This is a genomic window from Mycobacterium sp. NGS33, assembly GCF_059812885.1.
Genome location: NZ_JCALDN010000017.1, coordinates 1 through 16,090 on the forward strand (window position 1 = coordinate 1; position 16,090 = coordinate 16,090).

The following is a 16,090-nucleotide window of genomic DNA, read 5'->3' on the forward strand; positions in this document are numbered from 1 at the left end:
CGCGGGTGTTGACGATTTCTCGGCTCTCCCGGTGGAGCATCGCCTATTACGAGAAGACGGCCAATGAGGCCAAACAGGCCGCGATGGACCGGGTGTCCGCCGGTGGTGGGCTCGGGGAGTACTACACCGAAGGTGATACCCGGGTCCCGACGTGGGTGGTGGCCGGGGATGCGGTCAAGGTTGCTGAGCTGACAGGTTTGAGTGGCGCGGCGCTGGCGAGCGGGTTTGCTGACGGTGGGGCGGCCACCACCTGGCTCGACGACGGGATCGCCCCCAACGGCGCCAGTGGTCGTGGCTTCACCAAAGAGTCGGTGCATGGTTTCGATCTGACGTTCGCCGCGCCCAAGAGTGTGTCGCTGGTGCGGGCGTTGACCAGCGAGATCAACGACAAAGTGATCGCCGAAGCGCACTCGCGGGCGGTCAAAGCCGCCATGGACTACCTGCACCAACACGCCGGTTACACGCGGGTGCACAACCCGGTCAGCGGCAAGAAAGACCTGCAACGGCTGCCCGGGTTGGTGGCGATCGCCTACCAGCACGAAACGTCGCGGTGCGGGGACCCGCACCTGCACACCCACGTCATCGTGCCCAACCGGCAGGCCCGCGGAGATGGTGTGCTGGTGTCGATCGATTCCAAATCCCTGCATCACGAAGCCAAAGCGGCCGGGGTGATCTATCAGGCGGTGTTGCGCCACGAGCTGCACGCTGAACGCGAATTTGAATGGCGCGAGGTCGATGAGCGCTCCGGGATGGCTGATATCGCCGGGGTCACCAAGGCCTGCCTCAAAGCGTGGTCGCGGCGCTCGACGCGGCTGCGGGAATGGGCGCGCAACAACCTTGTCGTCGTCGACGGCGAACCCAACGCGCAACAGCTCGCGGCCGCGCAAAAAGCCACGCGGCCGGCCAAACCCGAATCCAAGCCGTGGGCCGAACTCAAAGAGGAATGGCGCGCCGATGGGCGCGGTCTGGAGCTGGACCGCGCCGCGCATGCCGATGCGCGCGCTGCGCGGCGCGCCGCGCCGCGCACCCCGACCGACCGCGCACGACTCGCGCGCATGGTGGGCGCGATCGACAAGAGCGCGTTCACCCGCGCCGATCTGGTGGAGCTGGTGGGTGCGCTGTTGCCGGTGGATGCGCCCGGAGATCCGCGCACCGCAATCGAGAAGATCGTGGACACCGTCGCGGTGCGGGTCAGCGCGCCGCGCGAGGCGCACCACCGCGAAGGGCACGAGCTGTTCACCGTGGACGCGGTGATGGTCGAAGAGGAGCGCGTCTTCGGCATGGTCGATGACCAGGATGCGCGCACGCGCCTGGATGTGCGCCCTGTCGACCTTGGTGACCTGTCGCCGGATCAAGCGCGCGCCATTGCCAACATCGCGCACTCCCCCTATCTGGTGCAGCCGCTGCAGGCCCCGGCAGGTGCGGGTAAAACGCATTCGCTCAAAGCGCTGCGCGGCGCCGCGCACCGCGGCCACAAAGAAGTCCTGGTGCTCGCGCCCACCGGGAAAGCGGTCGACGAAGCGATGCGCGATGGCGCCGGGGACCGCGGCCTGACGGTGGCCAAAGCGCTCAAGCTCATCGAAGACGATCAGCTCGACATCGATCGGCGCACCGTGATCGTGGTCGACGAAGCGTCCATGTTGGGCACCCCCGAGCTCAAGAAGTTGATGTCGTGCGCGGTGACCGGGCGCGCCAAGATGGTCCTGGTGGGCGACGCGTATCAACTTTCGCCGGTCAAAGCGCGCGGCGGCATGTTCGAGAACCTGTGCGATGAGCTGCCCTGGTCGCAGCGTCTCGGTGAGGTGTGGCGCATGCGTGACCCGGCCGAGCGGGACATGTCGTTGGCGCTGCGCTCGGCGCACGGCAACCGGCTGCGCACCGCGGTGGGCTGGTACCGCAACCATGGGCGCCTGCACACCGGGGACCCGATTGCGATGGCCGATGACGCCACCAACGCCTACCTTCAGGCGCGCGCCGAGGGTAAAGACGCCGCGATCATCTGTGACCGCTGGGAAATCGCCGACGCGATCAACCGCAAGCTGCACGGCGCGCTCACCGAGAAGGTCGCCAACACCGCTGACGCCGCCGACGACAAGGCCAGGTTCTTGTCCGACACCGTGCGGGTGGCCCGCGACCAGGATGTGCGTGCCGGCGACATCGTCATCAGCCGCAACAACGACGCGAGCCTGACGGTGGAACCCGGCGGCGACCACCGCGCCGGTGAGCCCATCGACCAAGTCCGCAACGGCAACCGCTGGCGCGTCCTGGGGGTGGACGCCGCGCGTGCGCGCATCGCCGCCGAACGGCTCACCGACGGTGCCCGCACCATCTTCGACGGGGACTATCTGCGTGAACACATCACCTTGGGTTATGCCACCACCCTGCACGCCGCCCAAGGCATCACCGTGGGCAACTCCACCACCGCCGGGGCGTGCTTCACCGTGCTCAGCGATAAGGCCTCACGTGCCATGGCCTACGTCGGGATGACCCGCGGCAAAGACGAAAACCACGCCTTCATCTACCAGCCCATCACCGGGGAAGCCGACCATGAACACGGCCGCGTCGCCTCCGGTGCGGAGATCCATACGCTGCGCCGGGGCAACAAGTACGCGGCCGCGCACTTCTTCCGGATGATCCTGGCCAACGACGACCGGCCCCGCACCATGCACGCCGAAGCCGAACGCACCGACCGCGACCTGCTCCCCTCGGTGGTCGGGGCGTTGTTGGACCGCCACGACCAGCGCCGTCAAGACCGGCGCGCGGGCTGGCGTGAACACAGCGCCGCGGCCCGGCGCCGCGAAGCCGCCTACGAGCGGCTCCGCCAAGCCACCCAGCACAGCCGCCAGCGCGCGCAAGAACGCGACCGCGGCGAGGGACTCGAATTGTGACAGTGACCGTGACAATCAGGGGGGACCGGAAATGTCTGAGGATCCAGAACCAGAACCGTCGGCTGCGGCTGATCGGCTCGCACACGCGCTCACGCAGTGGCAATCCGCGCGGGAAGCGTTCGGGGCGCGGCACGAGACCACGCTGGCGGCCCTACTCGAGGTCGCCTCGGCGCGCTGGAACGCCGGGGACAGCCTCGGCGCAGTCCATGACGGCGCCGAGGTGGTGGCCGCACGGCAGGAAAAACTCGGCGACGAACACCCCTACACTCTCGCGGTGGCCGGGCTGGTCACCATATGGCGCTACCACCGCGGCGACGAGAACGCCGTCGAAGAACTGCGGCAACTCGTACCGGTGATGACGCGCGTGCTGGGCCCAGAACAGGAAGACACACTATGGGCCACCCACACGCTGGCCACCGCCGAGGACGCCGACGCTGACCCCGCCCAGCGACTGCTGCGTTGGGTGCAGTTGTGCGGCGCTGAAACACGGGTGTTCGGTCCGCGTCACGAGCTCACACTGGCCGCGGCTTACGGGGTGGCCCTCGCGCGCCGCGCGCTCGGGGACCCGTTCGGCGCCAGCACCGATGCGTTGATCGTCGTCGGTTACCGGCGACGCCTGCTCGGCGAACACCACCCGCACACCTTGGCCGCGCAACTGTCCCGGCTGGCCTGGCTGGGCGAGGCCGAAGGGGCCAACGCGCACACCCTCAAGGAGCTCGACGAACTCATCGTGGATCTACAAAACACCCTCGGGCACGACCACGAACACAGCCTGCTCGCCCGCTACAACCGCGCCCGATTCACCCCCGAGGACGCCGACGAGATCGAGCGGATCTCCGAATGGGAAGTCCTCACCGAGGACCTCGAGCGTGTCCTAGGCCCAGAGCACCCGGTCACCATCGACGCTGACCAACGACGTACCGCCGCCCGGGCCGAATGGGAAGACAGCCTCAACGAAACCCGCAATATCGCTTTCGACCTCTACATCGACGCCGAAGCTGAAGACCGCGACATCGACCTCACACCCGGCCGCGAGTGGATGGATACCGGCAACCTCGATGACGACGCCGTGGGCAAGGTCGCCGAAGACGCCGACGAACAGCGCTCGGAGAGAGCCGATCTGATGCAACACGCGGTAGAAGTGAAAAAAGCGCTGGCGCGCAGCGCGCGAGAAGTCGGCAACGACGCCCTTGAGACGCTGCAATGGAAGTACTACCTTGCGTGGTGGCTATGGCATGGCCACGAGTTCGATTCCGCCGCGGTGCGCACCCGCAAACTCATCGACGACTGCGTGCGGCTACTCGGCGACGATCATCCACTCACCGGCGCTGCCCGCGCCCTCGAATACCCCATCGCCAACCGGGAATGGGGCGGGTTCAGCCCGTTCTGGGATGGTGGAGCGCTGGTCTAAAGCTTGCGGTGATCTGAATACAGGCGGTGCCCCCAGGCTCGGACCAAGGGTTGACGTCAACGGGGTAGGGGGCCGGTCTATTTCGAAGTCGCACGCAATCCTGTTCCTGCCTGGTTGATTTGGCCTACCTCATCGGCCAGGTATCCGACCGGCCTGTGTTCTGGTCGGTGATTACCGCGTTGGTGTAGCGGAAGTCGGGAGGGGTCGCGCCGGTGAGAGTAACCGTCACCGGCGAGTAGGTCGGCGAGCCTTGCGCACAGTTCGGAACGCAGTTGACCTTAAATTGGATGCCGCTGCCGGTTGCGCCATCAACTCCCCAGCTGCGCCAGACGAGGTTGTCGATTGCCCAAGTGTTGTCAGCGCAGGTCAGAATGATGTGTTCCGGCTTGACTTGCGGTTGGCCGCAGTCAACCACCACCGGTGTGCCTTCATCGGCAACCGCGATAGGAACATCCCAATTGCTGCTTAGCAACGCAACCAACAGCAAAACCCCAGCCGAAGCCCCTCGAAAGGGCTGTGCTGATCCACAAGTTCTTGTGCTCGACGCTTTCCGACGCGGCGCGAATGTTTCCACAGGTGACACGTTAATGGTCAGGGTCATCGTCCGTAGCAGATCTGAGCTACACAAACGTGGGCGGCCATTGAAACTCGGTGGAAGCCGCTTTGACGCCGGGTGTCGGACAAGATGGATATCGCCCATCCGATTGGCGAGTAAAGGTTCCGAGTTCGTGCATTGTGCAGCCGCAAGGATAAAACTGCAGAAAGCGCTTCTTCGGCTCCCGTCAACGGCTAGCGTTCTGAATGGCGGTTTGCGAGGCAGGGAAGCAACTGTTTACCCGAAAGGGGCGGCCAAATATGAAGGGCATCGGGACGGTACTTGCTCCGGTAACCCTTCTTCTGCCCGCGTTTTGCGGGTTGGGTAGCGCCCACGCCGATGGTGCGCAGGCCGGTTACGTCAACCAACTCATTGCTCACGGCATCCCCGGAACAAACGACCAGCTGCTAAACAACGGTTATGTGATGTGCCGCGCACTGAACGCAAACCGCCAGCCGTCGTGGGCTGATGTCGCACAAAGTTCGGTGGGGCCTTCCGGATTGCCCTTCCTGGAAACTGCGTACGAGGTCGGTGCCGCGATTAGGTGGCTGTGTCCGTCGCAGGGCTGGCAAATTATGGAACTGGCTCAGGCGGTGCAAGCGCCCGAAGTTCGTGCAGTGAGAGCCGGGTACACAGGGGACTGAATCCGTTGCCGCAGACTCGACTTCGGAAACCAGAAAGGACAGCATTGAATATCGCACGCGGTTTCACTGTGGCGGCAGCCCTCGCGAGTGCTGCAGTTGGTTTCGCGTCAACGGCTTGGGCCGACGATCTTAATGGCAGTTACACCGTCGCTTGGAGCGGTGACAATGCGCCGACGGCACCGACAACATGGACGTTCACATCCTGCGGGTCAGGTTGCAGCCACGTGACTGGCAATAAAGGTTGGAGCACAGACGCACGTCTGATGAACGGCCGGTGGGTCATGGGTCCTATACAAAACACTCATACCTGCTCCGATGGCAGCACCGAAATGGACACGGCTAACGGCTCCTTCGATGCTGCGACGCTCGCCGGCACAAGTGTCATCACATACCCAGTCGCATGCCGGGAAGATCCTCCTGGCGGGATGATTATCCACTTCAATCTGATCAGAAATGGCTGAACTGGGTTGGACGGTAGCCGCTTAAGGAGGACCCTTGATGAAGCGAGTGTTTGTAGCATCGTTCGCCTTAACCGCTTGCTTGGCTGGTCAATTGCAGCTGGCAAATGTTGCTCACGCGGACGCTTTCCGCGAGCCCTGCTCTGACGTAGGTCGGATAAGTCATAATGCTCCCGGCAACCCGGCGGGCGACAGGCTTTTGGTTTGTGACACGCCGACTCACACTTGGTTCATCTTGCCGATGATGCCGCAAGTTGCTCACCACAACGCTGGTACGCCGTGTAGCCCGGCTGGCTCGACGGCCCTTTCCCAGGACAACAGTTATCTCTTAACGTGCACAAACGGCCTCTGGGTAAACGGCACAGACTAAAACTCCTGTCACCTTTCAGGAAACTGATTTGCGCAAGGCTTACCGATGAAGCTGGGGAATCGCGAGAAGGTGGACACACGACCTCCGGCGGATTAGGTCTTGAGCCAACCGCCCAGGCATGGCGTGGTAGTTAATCTTTATCCGTTATCTATCGGGCACTTCGGGGCATAGGTCGGTCCAAGCGGTGTTAACGAGCAGCTGCCGCTCGTGGGGGGACAGCGATCCGGCCCCCAGGTTTGAAAGCCCGGGCAGCGTCGGGGCATTGGCGGCCACCCACGCTCGGCTGCGTCCGCTGCGCAAGTCATCGCAGATGACGTAACCCTCGCTGATGGCGTTGCTCTCACCGGCGACCCCCGGCGGAGAGGGTTGCATTCCCGCGGAAGCGATGTCATGAAGGTACTTCTGTTCGCTGAGGTTATGAACACCCGGGGGCGGCCCTGGATAGGGCGGCGGGTCGGCCAACGCCAAGACCGGGATGGCAAATGCGGCTATCGCCACGGTCACCAGCGGTGCCACCGCGAAGGCAACAACACCGATGCGTAATTCTCTGCGCCTCTTCATAAACCCTCCCAGCCAAACTCGGCCGCAAGCTCCGTAAGCAGGCTAATGCCGAGGAGTTGGTCGCCGTGGCGTTTCGTTGACTTCAATCACAGTTTGGAAAGCCTGACGGCGTCGACGAATGCCTCGCTAGGGCCGTAGGTAGACGACTGCGTTGTTCTCGCCCTCGCATACCGAGCCCGCGTTGATGCACATTATTGTGTAATCCTGCCCAGTCACCGGGCCGTGCACGTTGAACGGTTGTGAGCCGCTGCTGAAGTTCCAGTATGCCTCGGCAGTGCTGATGGCAACTTCGCAGGAGTGTCAGAGTTGCCCGCATAAACTCGCGCGCCGCTGCTGGCTTGGCCGCAGTAGTTGTCCGCGACGGCGGGTGGGGCTGCGATGACGGTCGTTGCAACAGGCGTCACGACTAACGCGGAAACAACTGTGAGAACTTGATTGATCATCACGTGACCTTTATTGCTAGATTCCTAGACCCAGTGCGACTTTACGAACCACATTGTCTGCCTTGCAATCTGCCCTGTTCGTCGCATTGTCAGGGGTGGTAGAGCGTCCATAGTCCTGATTGGCAACAGCGCCCCGACCCAGCAAGAAGCCATCGACTGGGCGAAAAAGCAGGGCCAGGTCGCCCGGGTTCGTCACCTCAGTGACAAAAAGAAGCCCGATCAGTGGCGGGCCGTCTGACGACGGATTCGGCCTTCGTTGGCGCTTAGTGGATTTGGTTGGCGAGCTTGGTGACCAGTGCGGTGTTGAGGTAGCTGGTGGCCGCGGGCCCGCCGGTGTTGAGGGCGGTGATGGTCGCGGGGTCATCGATGATGACCAGGGTGCCGCCGAAACTGGTGTATTTGGCGGGCAAGCCGGCGTACCCGCCGCCGCCGGCGGCGGGGTCGGTGCGCAATAGCAGCATCACGTCGCTGCGTTGGCCGATGTAATCGACGTCGTTGATGTTGAACGGGACTTGTGGTGGGCCGCCGGGGCTGCGTTTGTAGTGCGGGTTGTAGGTGAAGCCGATGCCCTCCAGATAGCTGCTCGGCGCTGAAGGGGTGGCTGCGGCGGTGGTGGTGGTGCCGGTGTAGTTGATCACGACGACCGATTTGCCGAGAAAGCTGCGATGCTCCGAGCGGATCGTGTTCTGCTCGGATTGCGCCTTATCAAGGAGCGGCTTGGCGGCGTCGGTGCGGCCCAGCGCGGTGGCGATCCAGTTCAGTTGTGTCTGCCAGGTCCAGTCTTGAGTGGTGTCGGCGGGCTGGGTCAGGGTCGGTGCGATCGCGGCCAACGCGTTATAGGTGGGTTGGTCGATGGCGCCGGTGTCGATGATGAGGTCGGGTTTGGCCGCGGTGATAGCGGCAGCGTCGGCGGCAGCGAACACCGGTGGTGAGGAGTGGATGAGCGGTTGCAGCCAGCTCGGCGCCGTGGCGTTGGCCGCGTTCATCACGACGGGCTGAGCGCCGAGAGAGAGCACAGCATCGGGATCGCCGGGTCCCAGCGCGGCGATGGCTACCGGGCGGTGCTCGAGTTTGAGAGCGCCGAATTTGGTGTTGAGGGTTTGTGGCTGGTAGGGGCCCAAGTCCCCGCTGGAGCGGCCGAACACGTGAATGCCCACCACGGTCGCGGCGACCAGTGCGGCAACCAGCACTGTCGCTCCCACAATGAGGCGGATACGGGTGCGGCGCTTGGGCTTAGGTGCGGACATGGGCGGGTGGGTGGCCGGTGGCGTCGACGGCAAGCTTGCAAACGGTTGCGGTACAGCACTGTTGGGTGGTTCAGCCCCCGCTGGGGAGTTATAGGCCGGCCACACCGGCGCGCCGGGAGGCGGCGTCGGTGGGTAGGTCCACGTGGGATTGGTGGGGTTAGATGCTCGCGGTCCACTGGAACCGGTCGTGGTCGGCGGGGCCGGCTTGCTGGTAAGCGCGGCCGCGGTTGCGGCGGCCAGCGCGCCGGCGGTTTGGTAGCGCTGCTCGGGATCTTTGGCCAGCGCTCGGTCAATCACGTCGTCGATCTCGGCGGGCAGGGCGGGGTTGAGTTCAGTGGGGTGTGGGATGGGCCGCATCAGGTGGCCGGCCAGCATCGCCGACAGGGAGTTGTCGTCGTAGGGGGTGCGGCTGGTCAGCAGCCGAAACAAGGCGCAGCCCAGCGAATAAATGTCGGTGCGGTGATCGGCCGGGCGGCCTTCGATCGTCTCCGGAGCCGCATACGCGGCGGTGCCGACCATCGATCCCGTCGCGGTCAAGGTGGTGGCGTCATCGAGGGCGCGCGCAATGCCGAAGTCGGCCAACAGCACCCGCTCATGGTCGCTGCCCGGTGACGAGACTAAGAAGTTGCCGGGTTTGATGTCGCGGTGCAGCACGCGGCGCGAGTGGGCGTAATCGAGTGCGGCGGCGACGTCGGTGATGATGCGCACGATGCGGGTCGGGGTGAGGTTGGCGCGGGCCAAATCGTTGGCGGCGGTTCCTTCGACGTACTCCATGGCGATCCACAGATGTCCGTCGGTTTCGCCCCGGTTATAAACCCGCACGATGTTGGGATGGTTCAGGGTGGCGGCCAGGTCAGCTTCGCGGGTGAAGCGGACCCTAAACTGGCGGTCCACCGACAGTTCAGAGGACAAAATTTTCAGTGCATCGCTGCGCGGCAGCGTGGGGTGGCGAGCCAGATAGACCGTGCCCATTCCGCCTGAGCCCAGCACACTTTCGATGCGGTATCCAGCGATCACGGTTCCTACGGCAAGCGGCATGAGTGGCTTACTTTCCGGTCAGCATGCGGTATTGGGCGGCCATCATCTGGTGCAGTGCGTGTTCTTGTTCGTTTTGCATCTCGTAGGCGTAGCGGTCCGCGCGGGCCACACACCAGTAAGCCAGCGTTTCGTTGAAGCATTTCGCCTTGGGCATGCCCGAGATCCCGCCGACCTGGTTCGGGCCGGTCATGTCGGTCACCAGGCGCGCGGCCGAGCCGCTGTCAGGGGTTTGGTAGATCCTGGTTTCCACCACCCAGGCAACCTGCTGCACACCAGCGGATTTGAACAGCGCGCTCAGATGGACCGGGTCGTCGGGAGCCAGGTGCAGAGCCCCGTGTGCGTCATAGACGCCGTCGCTGATCGACTCATTTTCGGATCGGGGCGCCACGGTGCGCGCCATCAACCCGTCGGGGTCCAGCGGCAGTTGGGCCATCTGATCCGGTGGCGTGGGCTTGAATTGGTCGACCTGGGGTTGCTGTAAATCCAGTGTGGTGGCGATCGTTTGGGCCGCTGTATCGGGGTTGTCGGACGAGGTTGCCGCTTGCGCCAATACGTATTGGCCGTGTGCGCTCAGTGCGGTCACCGTGAAGCGCGGCCCCCCTGGTTCGGGGTAGTGTGCGGTCCAGTTGTAGCTCAGCGCAGTTGTTGCGGGGTATCGGGGAATCGAGAACGGTTGGGTGGGGACAGGTTTGGTGTCAAACGGCATGGTCAAGGACGCCCCTTTGGCGGCCATGTCGGTGACCGCGGCGGTCGCGTCGGCGGGGCTGGCCAGTTCCAACACCATGTTGAGCAGGTCCTTATAGGGGCCTTTGTCGGTGTGGCGGGCGCTGGAAAACCCGGCCAGTAAGTGGTGGCCGTTAAGGGCCTCGCCTAGTGGGGCGCCCAGCAGGGAGTTGACCGCGTCGGTGTCTTTGACGACGCCGGATTCCATTTGCGCGAAGTCGATCAGGTCGGGGTTGACCTCCCAGGGGCCCACCACGGCGCCGGCCAGGCGGCGGCCTTCGGCCCAGCCGCCGCGCAGCGGGTCGCCGGCGGCGCCCAGCGCGGGGCGCGGGGTGGTCGGGAAGTTACCGACATCGAGCAAGGCCAGATCGACACCGTCGGGGCTGCCCGTTCCCGGGGCTTTGATCGCGCTGCCCGCGATCGTCGTGCTGCAGGCCACGGTGGCCGCCGCGGTCGCGAGGGCGAGGATCAACGTGGGTGCGTGTCGTGTCATGGTGTCGTCAGCATCAGGTATTGGGCGGCGATGATCTGGTGGGCCTCGATCTCTTGTGCGGCAGTGGCTTTGAAGGCGTACCGATCGGCGGTTGCGATGCACAGGAATCGCACGGCGCCCAGGTCGGTGCTGTCGGGTCCGCGGTCAAAGCAGCGCGCCGAGGGTAGCCCGTTGACGCCGGGTGCGGAGTGGTAGCCCAGGAACGGGACGTCGGTACGCATGAGACCGTCGGCGGCGCGCTGGGCGCCGGTGGTATCGACCGCCTCGTAGACGGTGCTGCGGTCGGCGGCGACGCGGGCGATGCCGGCGTCGTTGTACATCGCTTGGGTGGCCACCGGATCGGAGCGGAAATGTAGCGCGCCGTGCGGCGGGTAGACCGCGGCCTGGTTGATGTTGGGGTCGGTGGCCGGCACGGTGCGGGCCAGTAGTCCGGTCGGGTCAGCGGGCAAAGTGGCCAGCTGGTCTACCGGTGTGGCTTGGAAGTGATCAGCCGAAGGGCCTTGCAGGTCCAGGGTTTTGGCGATCATGTCGGCGGCCGCTGAGGCGCTTTCCTTAGAGCCGGCGAACTGGAAGAACACATAGGGTCCGTGTGCGGTGAACGACTCGGCTTCAAAGCCTCCCGAGAGCGCGGCCACGTCGGCCAGTGTGTTCGGATAACGCGGAATGGGGAGTCGGGTAGCCCAAATGTTGCCTGGGCGCACGGTACCCAGGTCGGCTGCGCCCATGGCCGCCGCGGCGTCGGCGGCGTCTTGGGTGCTCGGGAAGCGCAACACTCCGTTGTCCAAGATCTTGGGACTGCCGCCGCCGGCCTGTCCTTTCGGGGGCGGCGGGGTGGCGCGGCCGCTGACGAACCCGGCCACGAAGTGATGTGAGGCGGCGATCGGGGCGATCGTCTCGCCGCGCACCAGCACCGAAAGCCGGCCCGGGTCGGATATGGCGGTGGTGGGCGCGATTTCGGCGTTCGTCGGGCTGATGAGCTTGTCGTCTATCTGCCAGGGGCCGGTCACCATGTCGGCCATCCGCTGGGCTTCCACCCGGCGCCCGGCGGCGTCATCGGCCACAGTGCCCAACGGTGGTCGTGGTCGGCGCGGATAGTTGCCGGGGTCGAGCAGCGCCGCATTGGCCGCCGCCGGGGCCGGGCCGCCGGACTTGACGGCGCTGCCGGTCACCACCGATGAGCAACCACTGCCCAGCGCGATCACCGCGGCGAAACCGGTGAGCAGAAGTGGTGCCGACATCAGACGCCAGCGCAGGTGGCCGCGGTCGCGCGCGCCCGGGCCCCGTGCAATCACCGGCGGGCTTCCTGAGCTAGCGCCGACCCGGCGGGATGGGAGCTCGTCGGTTTGCCCGACCAGCGGCGCAACCGCATACGGTCGACCCCGATCGCGAGGGCTACCCCGCGCTCGGAGAACGTCTTGTCGGCCACCGACATCACCGCCAACTGTCGCACCCGGGCGCGGAGGCGCTTTTCTTCGTCACGGACGCGATGCCATTCGGCGCCCGTGGCGCCCAGATCGGCGGCGCCGCACAGGTAGTCGATCGCCGCCTCCACCGTGCAGTGCTGCAGGGCAGGGTCGTCTGGGTAGAGCAGCGCGGCCTCGCGTGCGACGTGGCGCACACGGGCCTGCTGTGCGGCATTGAGCTGCCCGATTCGCGGTGTACTGAGCCCTATCGTCGGCTCGGCCGCCGGCGGGCAGCGATCGGTTACCTTGCCCTTTTCCATGTCGTCGTCCTCAACTCTGCGACTGCGCGCGGGCCTCGGTGGTCATGACGGGCCACCTCGACCGGACCAGCAGATGGTAGCTGCTACTACCAGTGCTTCAGGCGCGATCGCCGATTTTGTTCAACATCTGGCGAGCCACATCGCCGGCGCTATGCCCGGGCGCGGGCGCGGTGTTGCGGAAGTAGGTGATGGAGACCTCGACGATGCAGTTATCCCGCACCCCGAGCGCATGAGCCTCGCGAAGATTTACTGTCTGATCGTGGTTGGTCACGGTGGCTTCCACGACAGATGCATCGGCACGCACGTCGCTGACCTCGTAGTGCTCGTTGATGCCGGTATCGATCCGTGCCCCAACACATCTGCGCCACTGTTGGGTGAATTTGTCGAACATTCCATCCGCGGCGGCCATCGTCGGCAGCGCGACCACGCCCTCCTCGAGGTCGATCACCGTTGGATCCCGATCGTCGTGCGAATCCCACCACAGTTCGTGCGCGACGTTGAGCACCTGGGCGCTGGTGTAGACCTCACCCATCAGGATGTGGGTCAGCCCGGCGCAATCGCTTTGTTTGGAACCCGGCCAGTCCCAGAACAGCTCGGCGGGACCGCCGAACGCTAGCGTCCGGTCGATGACGAAGGACTGACCAAACACGTGTGACAGCTCGGTGTCGGTCAGCATCGTGTCTTTGATGACCTCACCCGTGAGGGGGCGGGGTTTGAGGTTCGGCCCGGCGTGTACCGTCCCGGGAACGATGTCGGTGCATCCGGCCGCCAGCGTGATTAGCGCCGCCGACACCAACACGTGGAAGAGCCGAATGATGGTGGGCGCAAACCGCATCCGGGTCATTGTTTTGCCTTTCGTCATGTGGTGCCTGGCGGCCGTGGTGCGATGGCGTGCGCTTTTTGGTGGGGCGCTCGTGGTGTGTAGCTTCTCATGACCAATGTTCTGTCGGCCGGCCTTGAGCTGGGGCGATGCGATGTGTGTTGTGCCTTGGCCTAGCGCAGCCCGGTCGACAACGTCGTTCATGGATCACCTGGTGTCAGCGTGGGGTGACGCGGTCAGCCATGCGGGTGGCGATGGTGATGGCCTGGGGGGTTACGCCGCAGTCGCGCACGTCGATCACGACGTTGTTGCGGGCAGTGAGCGCTCGTTGGCACTGCCAGCCTTCGGCGCCTTCTTCGGTATTGGTGACGGTGAGCATGCCGTCGTGGTTGGCGGCGGTGCCCACCATCCAGATGCTTGGTGATTCCCCCGGCGCGGGAGCGGGGTGCAGTGTGGCGCCGTTGCATTTCGGCCAGGCCTGGGCTTGCTTGGCGACAAAGTCGTTGGCCGCCTTGGCCGAAGAAAAGTAGATCGCGCCGTCGTCGATCACGTGGTCGGTCTGACGCGGGTCTTGCAGGGCTTGGGTCCGCACGGCGAGGTAGCCGCTGTTGTCGAGGTCCTTTTGGAGCGCTACACCGTGGATCTCCCCGCATTCGGGGTGGTCGTTGTCTCCGCCAAGGTAGGCCGCGGTGTCATTGGTGACCTCGGCGCGCGGCGCGATGTTCGTGGCGCCTTCAATGCTGTTGATGGTGGCCACGTCCAGGCGCAGCCCGGGCAGCGCCGACAGCGGCATGGTTGCCGCCGGCGCGGGGCTGGCGCTGGGTTGGGCCGGCGAGGCGTTCGGCGCCGCAGCGCCTTTCGGGTCGGGGGCGCTATCGGAACTGCTGGCGGCGTGGATACCCAGGGCGGCGCACGCGGTGACGACCGCGATTGCGATGGCACCGACGATCCAGGTTGCTTTGCCCTGCCAGGCCTGCCGTGGCGGGACCGTGGGGGCGGGAACGGGATGCGCTGGGGCGAAACCCCAAGAGGGACTTATCGATGCGGGCGGTGCGGGGGGTGGTCCCCCGAGTGCGTAAAGCCGCCGCGGTAGCACCGTGGTGATTTCCTCGCCAGGTCCACCGAGGCTGGGCGGCGTGGGGACAACTGGGTGGCCATAGTGGGCGACTGCTGCACCACTTCTTAGCGCAGCGGTAGACGATGCCGTCACCGGATGCGGCATGTCGGTCAGCGGCGGGTGCGTGTGCTCAGGCATGGGGAGTGTCCTTTCGGAAGTCGGTGAACGCCGGGTTCGCGCGGTAGTTCACTGGTGAGCGGCCACTACCGTGGGTGTGCCCCGGGTGGAAGGTGAGGTGGCCGCGTGCGGAGGGTCTGTCCAGCATGCTTTGGAGTAAAACACAGCGGTAAGGGTTGCGCAACGTTTATAACAGTTGCACTGCTGCGTTTACTGCGGTAGCGTCCGGTCATACCGATGCGCTAGTAAGGAGGACCCACATGAGCGCTGTGTCGCTGGTCCAATCCGGACCAATACGCTCCCCGCAGGGCCACGAGGGTGGCGCCGGCACCCGGATGGCCGCCACTGCGCGCTGGGTGATCCTGGCCGGCATCGCCCTGGCTCACCTGCTGACCGGGTGCACGGCCACCGCCGTCGGACATCCCGCGGCGGCGCCGGACCTGGGCCGATGGCAGCCACCACCGATTCTGCCGCAGCATCTGGCAGATCTGCTGCTCAGCGAGAACGACGTCAACACCATCGGACACACCACCGCCATGGCGGTGCGCCAACCGGTCTCACGGATGTGGCACGACGAAACCGTGGTGTCCAACACCAGCTGCCTGGACATTTACTCACCGGCCGAAGCCACCGTCTACCAGGGCAGCAACTGGACCGCTGTGCAAGGGCAGAACCTCGATGACACCGGACCCCGCGGCGCTCAGCACGCTTTGATCCAGGCGCTGGTCGGCTTCCGTGACGCCGACTCGGCCCACCAATTCTTCAGCCAGTCCAAAACACGCTGGTCGGACTGCGCCAACCGCTCACTGATCGTCACCCCCTCCGGTCACCGCCCGGTCACCTTCACCTTCGGTGACGTGCAGGCCACCGAGGCCACCCTGACCGCCACTCAAACCCAACTCGGGATCGACGGATTTACCTGCCAGCGTGCGATAGGACTGGCCAACAACGTCATCGTCGACACCTTGTGGTGCGGCTTCGACACCACCAGCCAGGCCAGCGACATCGTCGCCAAAACCACCGGGGCGATCTCGCAGGCATGACCCATTCCGACCACAGCTAGCTCACGCCGATAAGCCGGCCTCATTCAGTCCGATCCCTACCCCCGACAGAGGACCATCAGATGTCTCAACGCCACCCCTATTTCGGTCAGCACGGATACCCCCAACACCACCCTCAATATCGGTATCCCTATCCCCCCGTGCCGCAACCACTTCAAGGACCCGCGCACTGGCCGGCTTACTGCACTCCGCGGGCGCCCTATCCCTCCGGAACTGCGACCGGCGGCCAACCGATCTTTCGGGTCCGCATCACCAAACACACCGGCTTGGTGATGCTCGCTCTCAACCAGAGTTACACCTTCACAGGGACTTTCGCCCAATGCGAGGCTGAGTTGCGCGGCGCGCTGCTGCACAATCTACTTGCCGGCTGGTGGAGCATCA

Annotated in this window: 12 protein-coding genes; 4 read left to right on the forward strand and 8 right to left on the reverse strand. The window is 65.0% G+C overall.

Going from position 1 to position 16,090, the window contains the following annotated elements; translation table 11 throughout:
- The first annotated feature begins 5 nt into the window (after nucleotides 1-5).
- Nucleotides 6-2,888, forward strand: coding sequence for a MobF family relaxase (gene mobF / locus AC5Y5B_RS20615; protein ID WP_500006296.1), 2,883 nt, complete (start codon nucleotides 6-8; stop codon nucleotides 2,886-2,888).
- A gap of 31 nt (nucleotides 2,889-2,919) precedes the next feature.
- The gene (locus tag AC5Y5B_RS20620) at nucleotides 2,920-4,299 is read left to right on the forward strand and encodes a hypothetical protein (protein WP_500006223.1); all 1,380 of its coding nucleotides are present in this window, start codon (nucleotides 2,920-2,922) and stop codon (nucleotides 4,297-4,299) included.
- Between the two features lie 124 nt (nucleotides 4,300-4,423).
- On the opposite strand, the gene AC5Y5B_RS20625 is transcribed toward AC5Y5B_RS20620, so the two are convergent.
- Entirely contained in the window at nucleotides 4,424-4,900 is a 477-nt protein-coding gene (locus AC5Y5B_RS20625; RefSeq protein ID WP_500006224.1) for a hypothetical protein, read from the reverse strand.
- A 254-nt stretch (nucleotides 4,901-5,154) separates the two neighbouring features.
- Between AC5Y5B_RS20625 and AC5Y5B_RS20630 the strand changes: the two genes are divergently transcribed.
- The gene (locus tag AC5Y5B_RS20630; RefSeq protein ID WP_500006225.1) at nucleotides 5,155-5,538 is read left to right on the forward strand and encodes a DUF732 domain-containing protein; all 384 of its coding nucleotides are present in this window, start codon (nucleotides 5,155-5,157) and stop codon (nucleotides 5,536-5,538) included.
- Between the two features lie 972 nt (nucleotides 5,539-6,510).
- On the opposite strand, the gene AC5Y5B_RS20635 is transcribed toward AC5Y5B_RS20630, so the two are convergent.
- The 7 genes from AC5Y5B_RS20635 to AC5Y5B_RS20665 form a co-directional block, all read right to left on the reverse strand.
- Complete coding sequence (locus AC5Y5B_RS20635) at nucleotides 6,511-6,927, reverse strand: DUF732 domain-containing protein (protein WP_500006226.1); 417 nt, start codon at nucleotides 6,925-6,927, stop codon at nucleotides 6,511-6,513.
- Nucleotides 6,928-7,633: 706 nt separating this feature from the next.
- Nucleotides 7,634-9,655, reverse strand: coding sequence for a serine/threonine-protein kinase (locus AC5Y5B_RS20640; RefSeq protein ID WP_500006227.1), 2,022 nt, complete (start codon nucleotides 9,653-9,655; stop codon nucleotides 7,634-7,636).
- 7 nt (nucleotides 9,656-9,662) lie between these two features.
- Nucleotides 9,663-10,871, reverse strand: a complete 1,209-nt coding sequence (locus tag AC5Y5B_RS20645) for a DUF7373 family lipoprotein (RefSeq protein WP_500006228.1) — start codon at nucleotides 10,869-10,871, stop codon at nucleotides 9,663-9,665.
- The gene (locus tag AC5Y5B_RS20650; RefSeq protein WP_500006229.1) at nucleotides 10,868-12,109 is read right to left on the reverse strand and encodes a DUF7373 family lipoprotein; all 1,242 of its coding nucleotides are present in this window, start codon (nucleotides 12,107-12,109) and stop codon (nucleotides 10,868-10,870) included. Before AC5Y5B_RS20650 ends, AC5Y5B_RS20645 begins: the two co-directional genes overlap by 4 nt.
- Before the next feature lie 50 nt (nucleotides 12,110-12,159).
- Nucleotides 12,160-12,594: a hypothetical protein gene (locus tag AC5Y5B_RS20655; protein ID WP_500006230.1), complete on the reverse strand. Its 435-nt coding sequence runs from the start codon at nucleotides 12,592-12,594 to the stop codon at nucleotides 12,160-12,162.
- Between the two features lie 97 nt (nucleotides 12,595-12,691).
- A complete protein-coding gene (locus AC5Y5B_RS20660) occupies nucleotides 12,692-13,618 on the reverse strand; it encodes a sensor domain-containing protein (RefSeq protein WP_500006231.1) in 927 nt (308 codons plus the stop codon).
- Between the two features lie 13 nt (nucleotides 13,619-13,631).
- Entirely contained in the window at nucleotides 13,632-14,669 is a 1,038-nt protein-coding gene (locus tag AC5Y5B_RS20665) for a sensor domain-containing protein (protein WP_500006232.1), read from the reverse strand.
- Between the two features lie 239 nt (nucleotides 14,670-14,908).
- Between AC5Y5B_RS20665 and AC5Y5B_RS20670 the strand changes: the two genes are divergently transcribed.
- Nucleotides 14,909-15,691 (forward strand): sensor domain-containing protein, encoded by a 783-nt coding sequence (locus tag AC5Y5B_RS20670; protein ID WP_500006233.1) that lies wholly within the window; start codon nucleotides 14,909-14,911, stop codon nucleotides 15,689-15,691.
- Nucleotides 15,692-16,090: the final 399 nt, after the last annotated feature.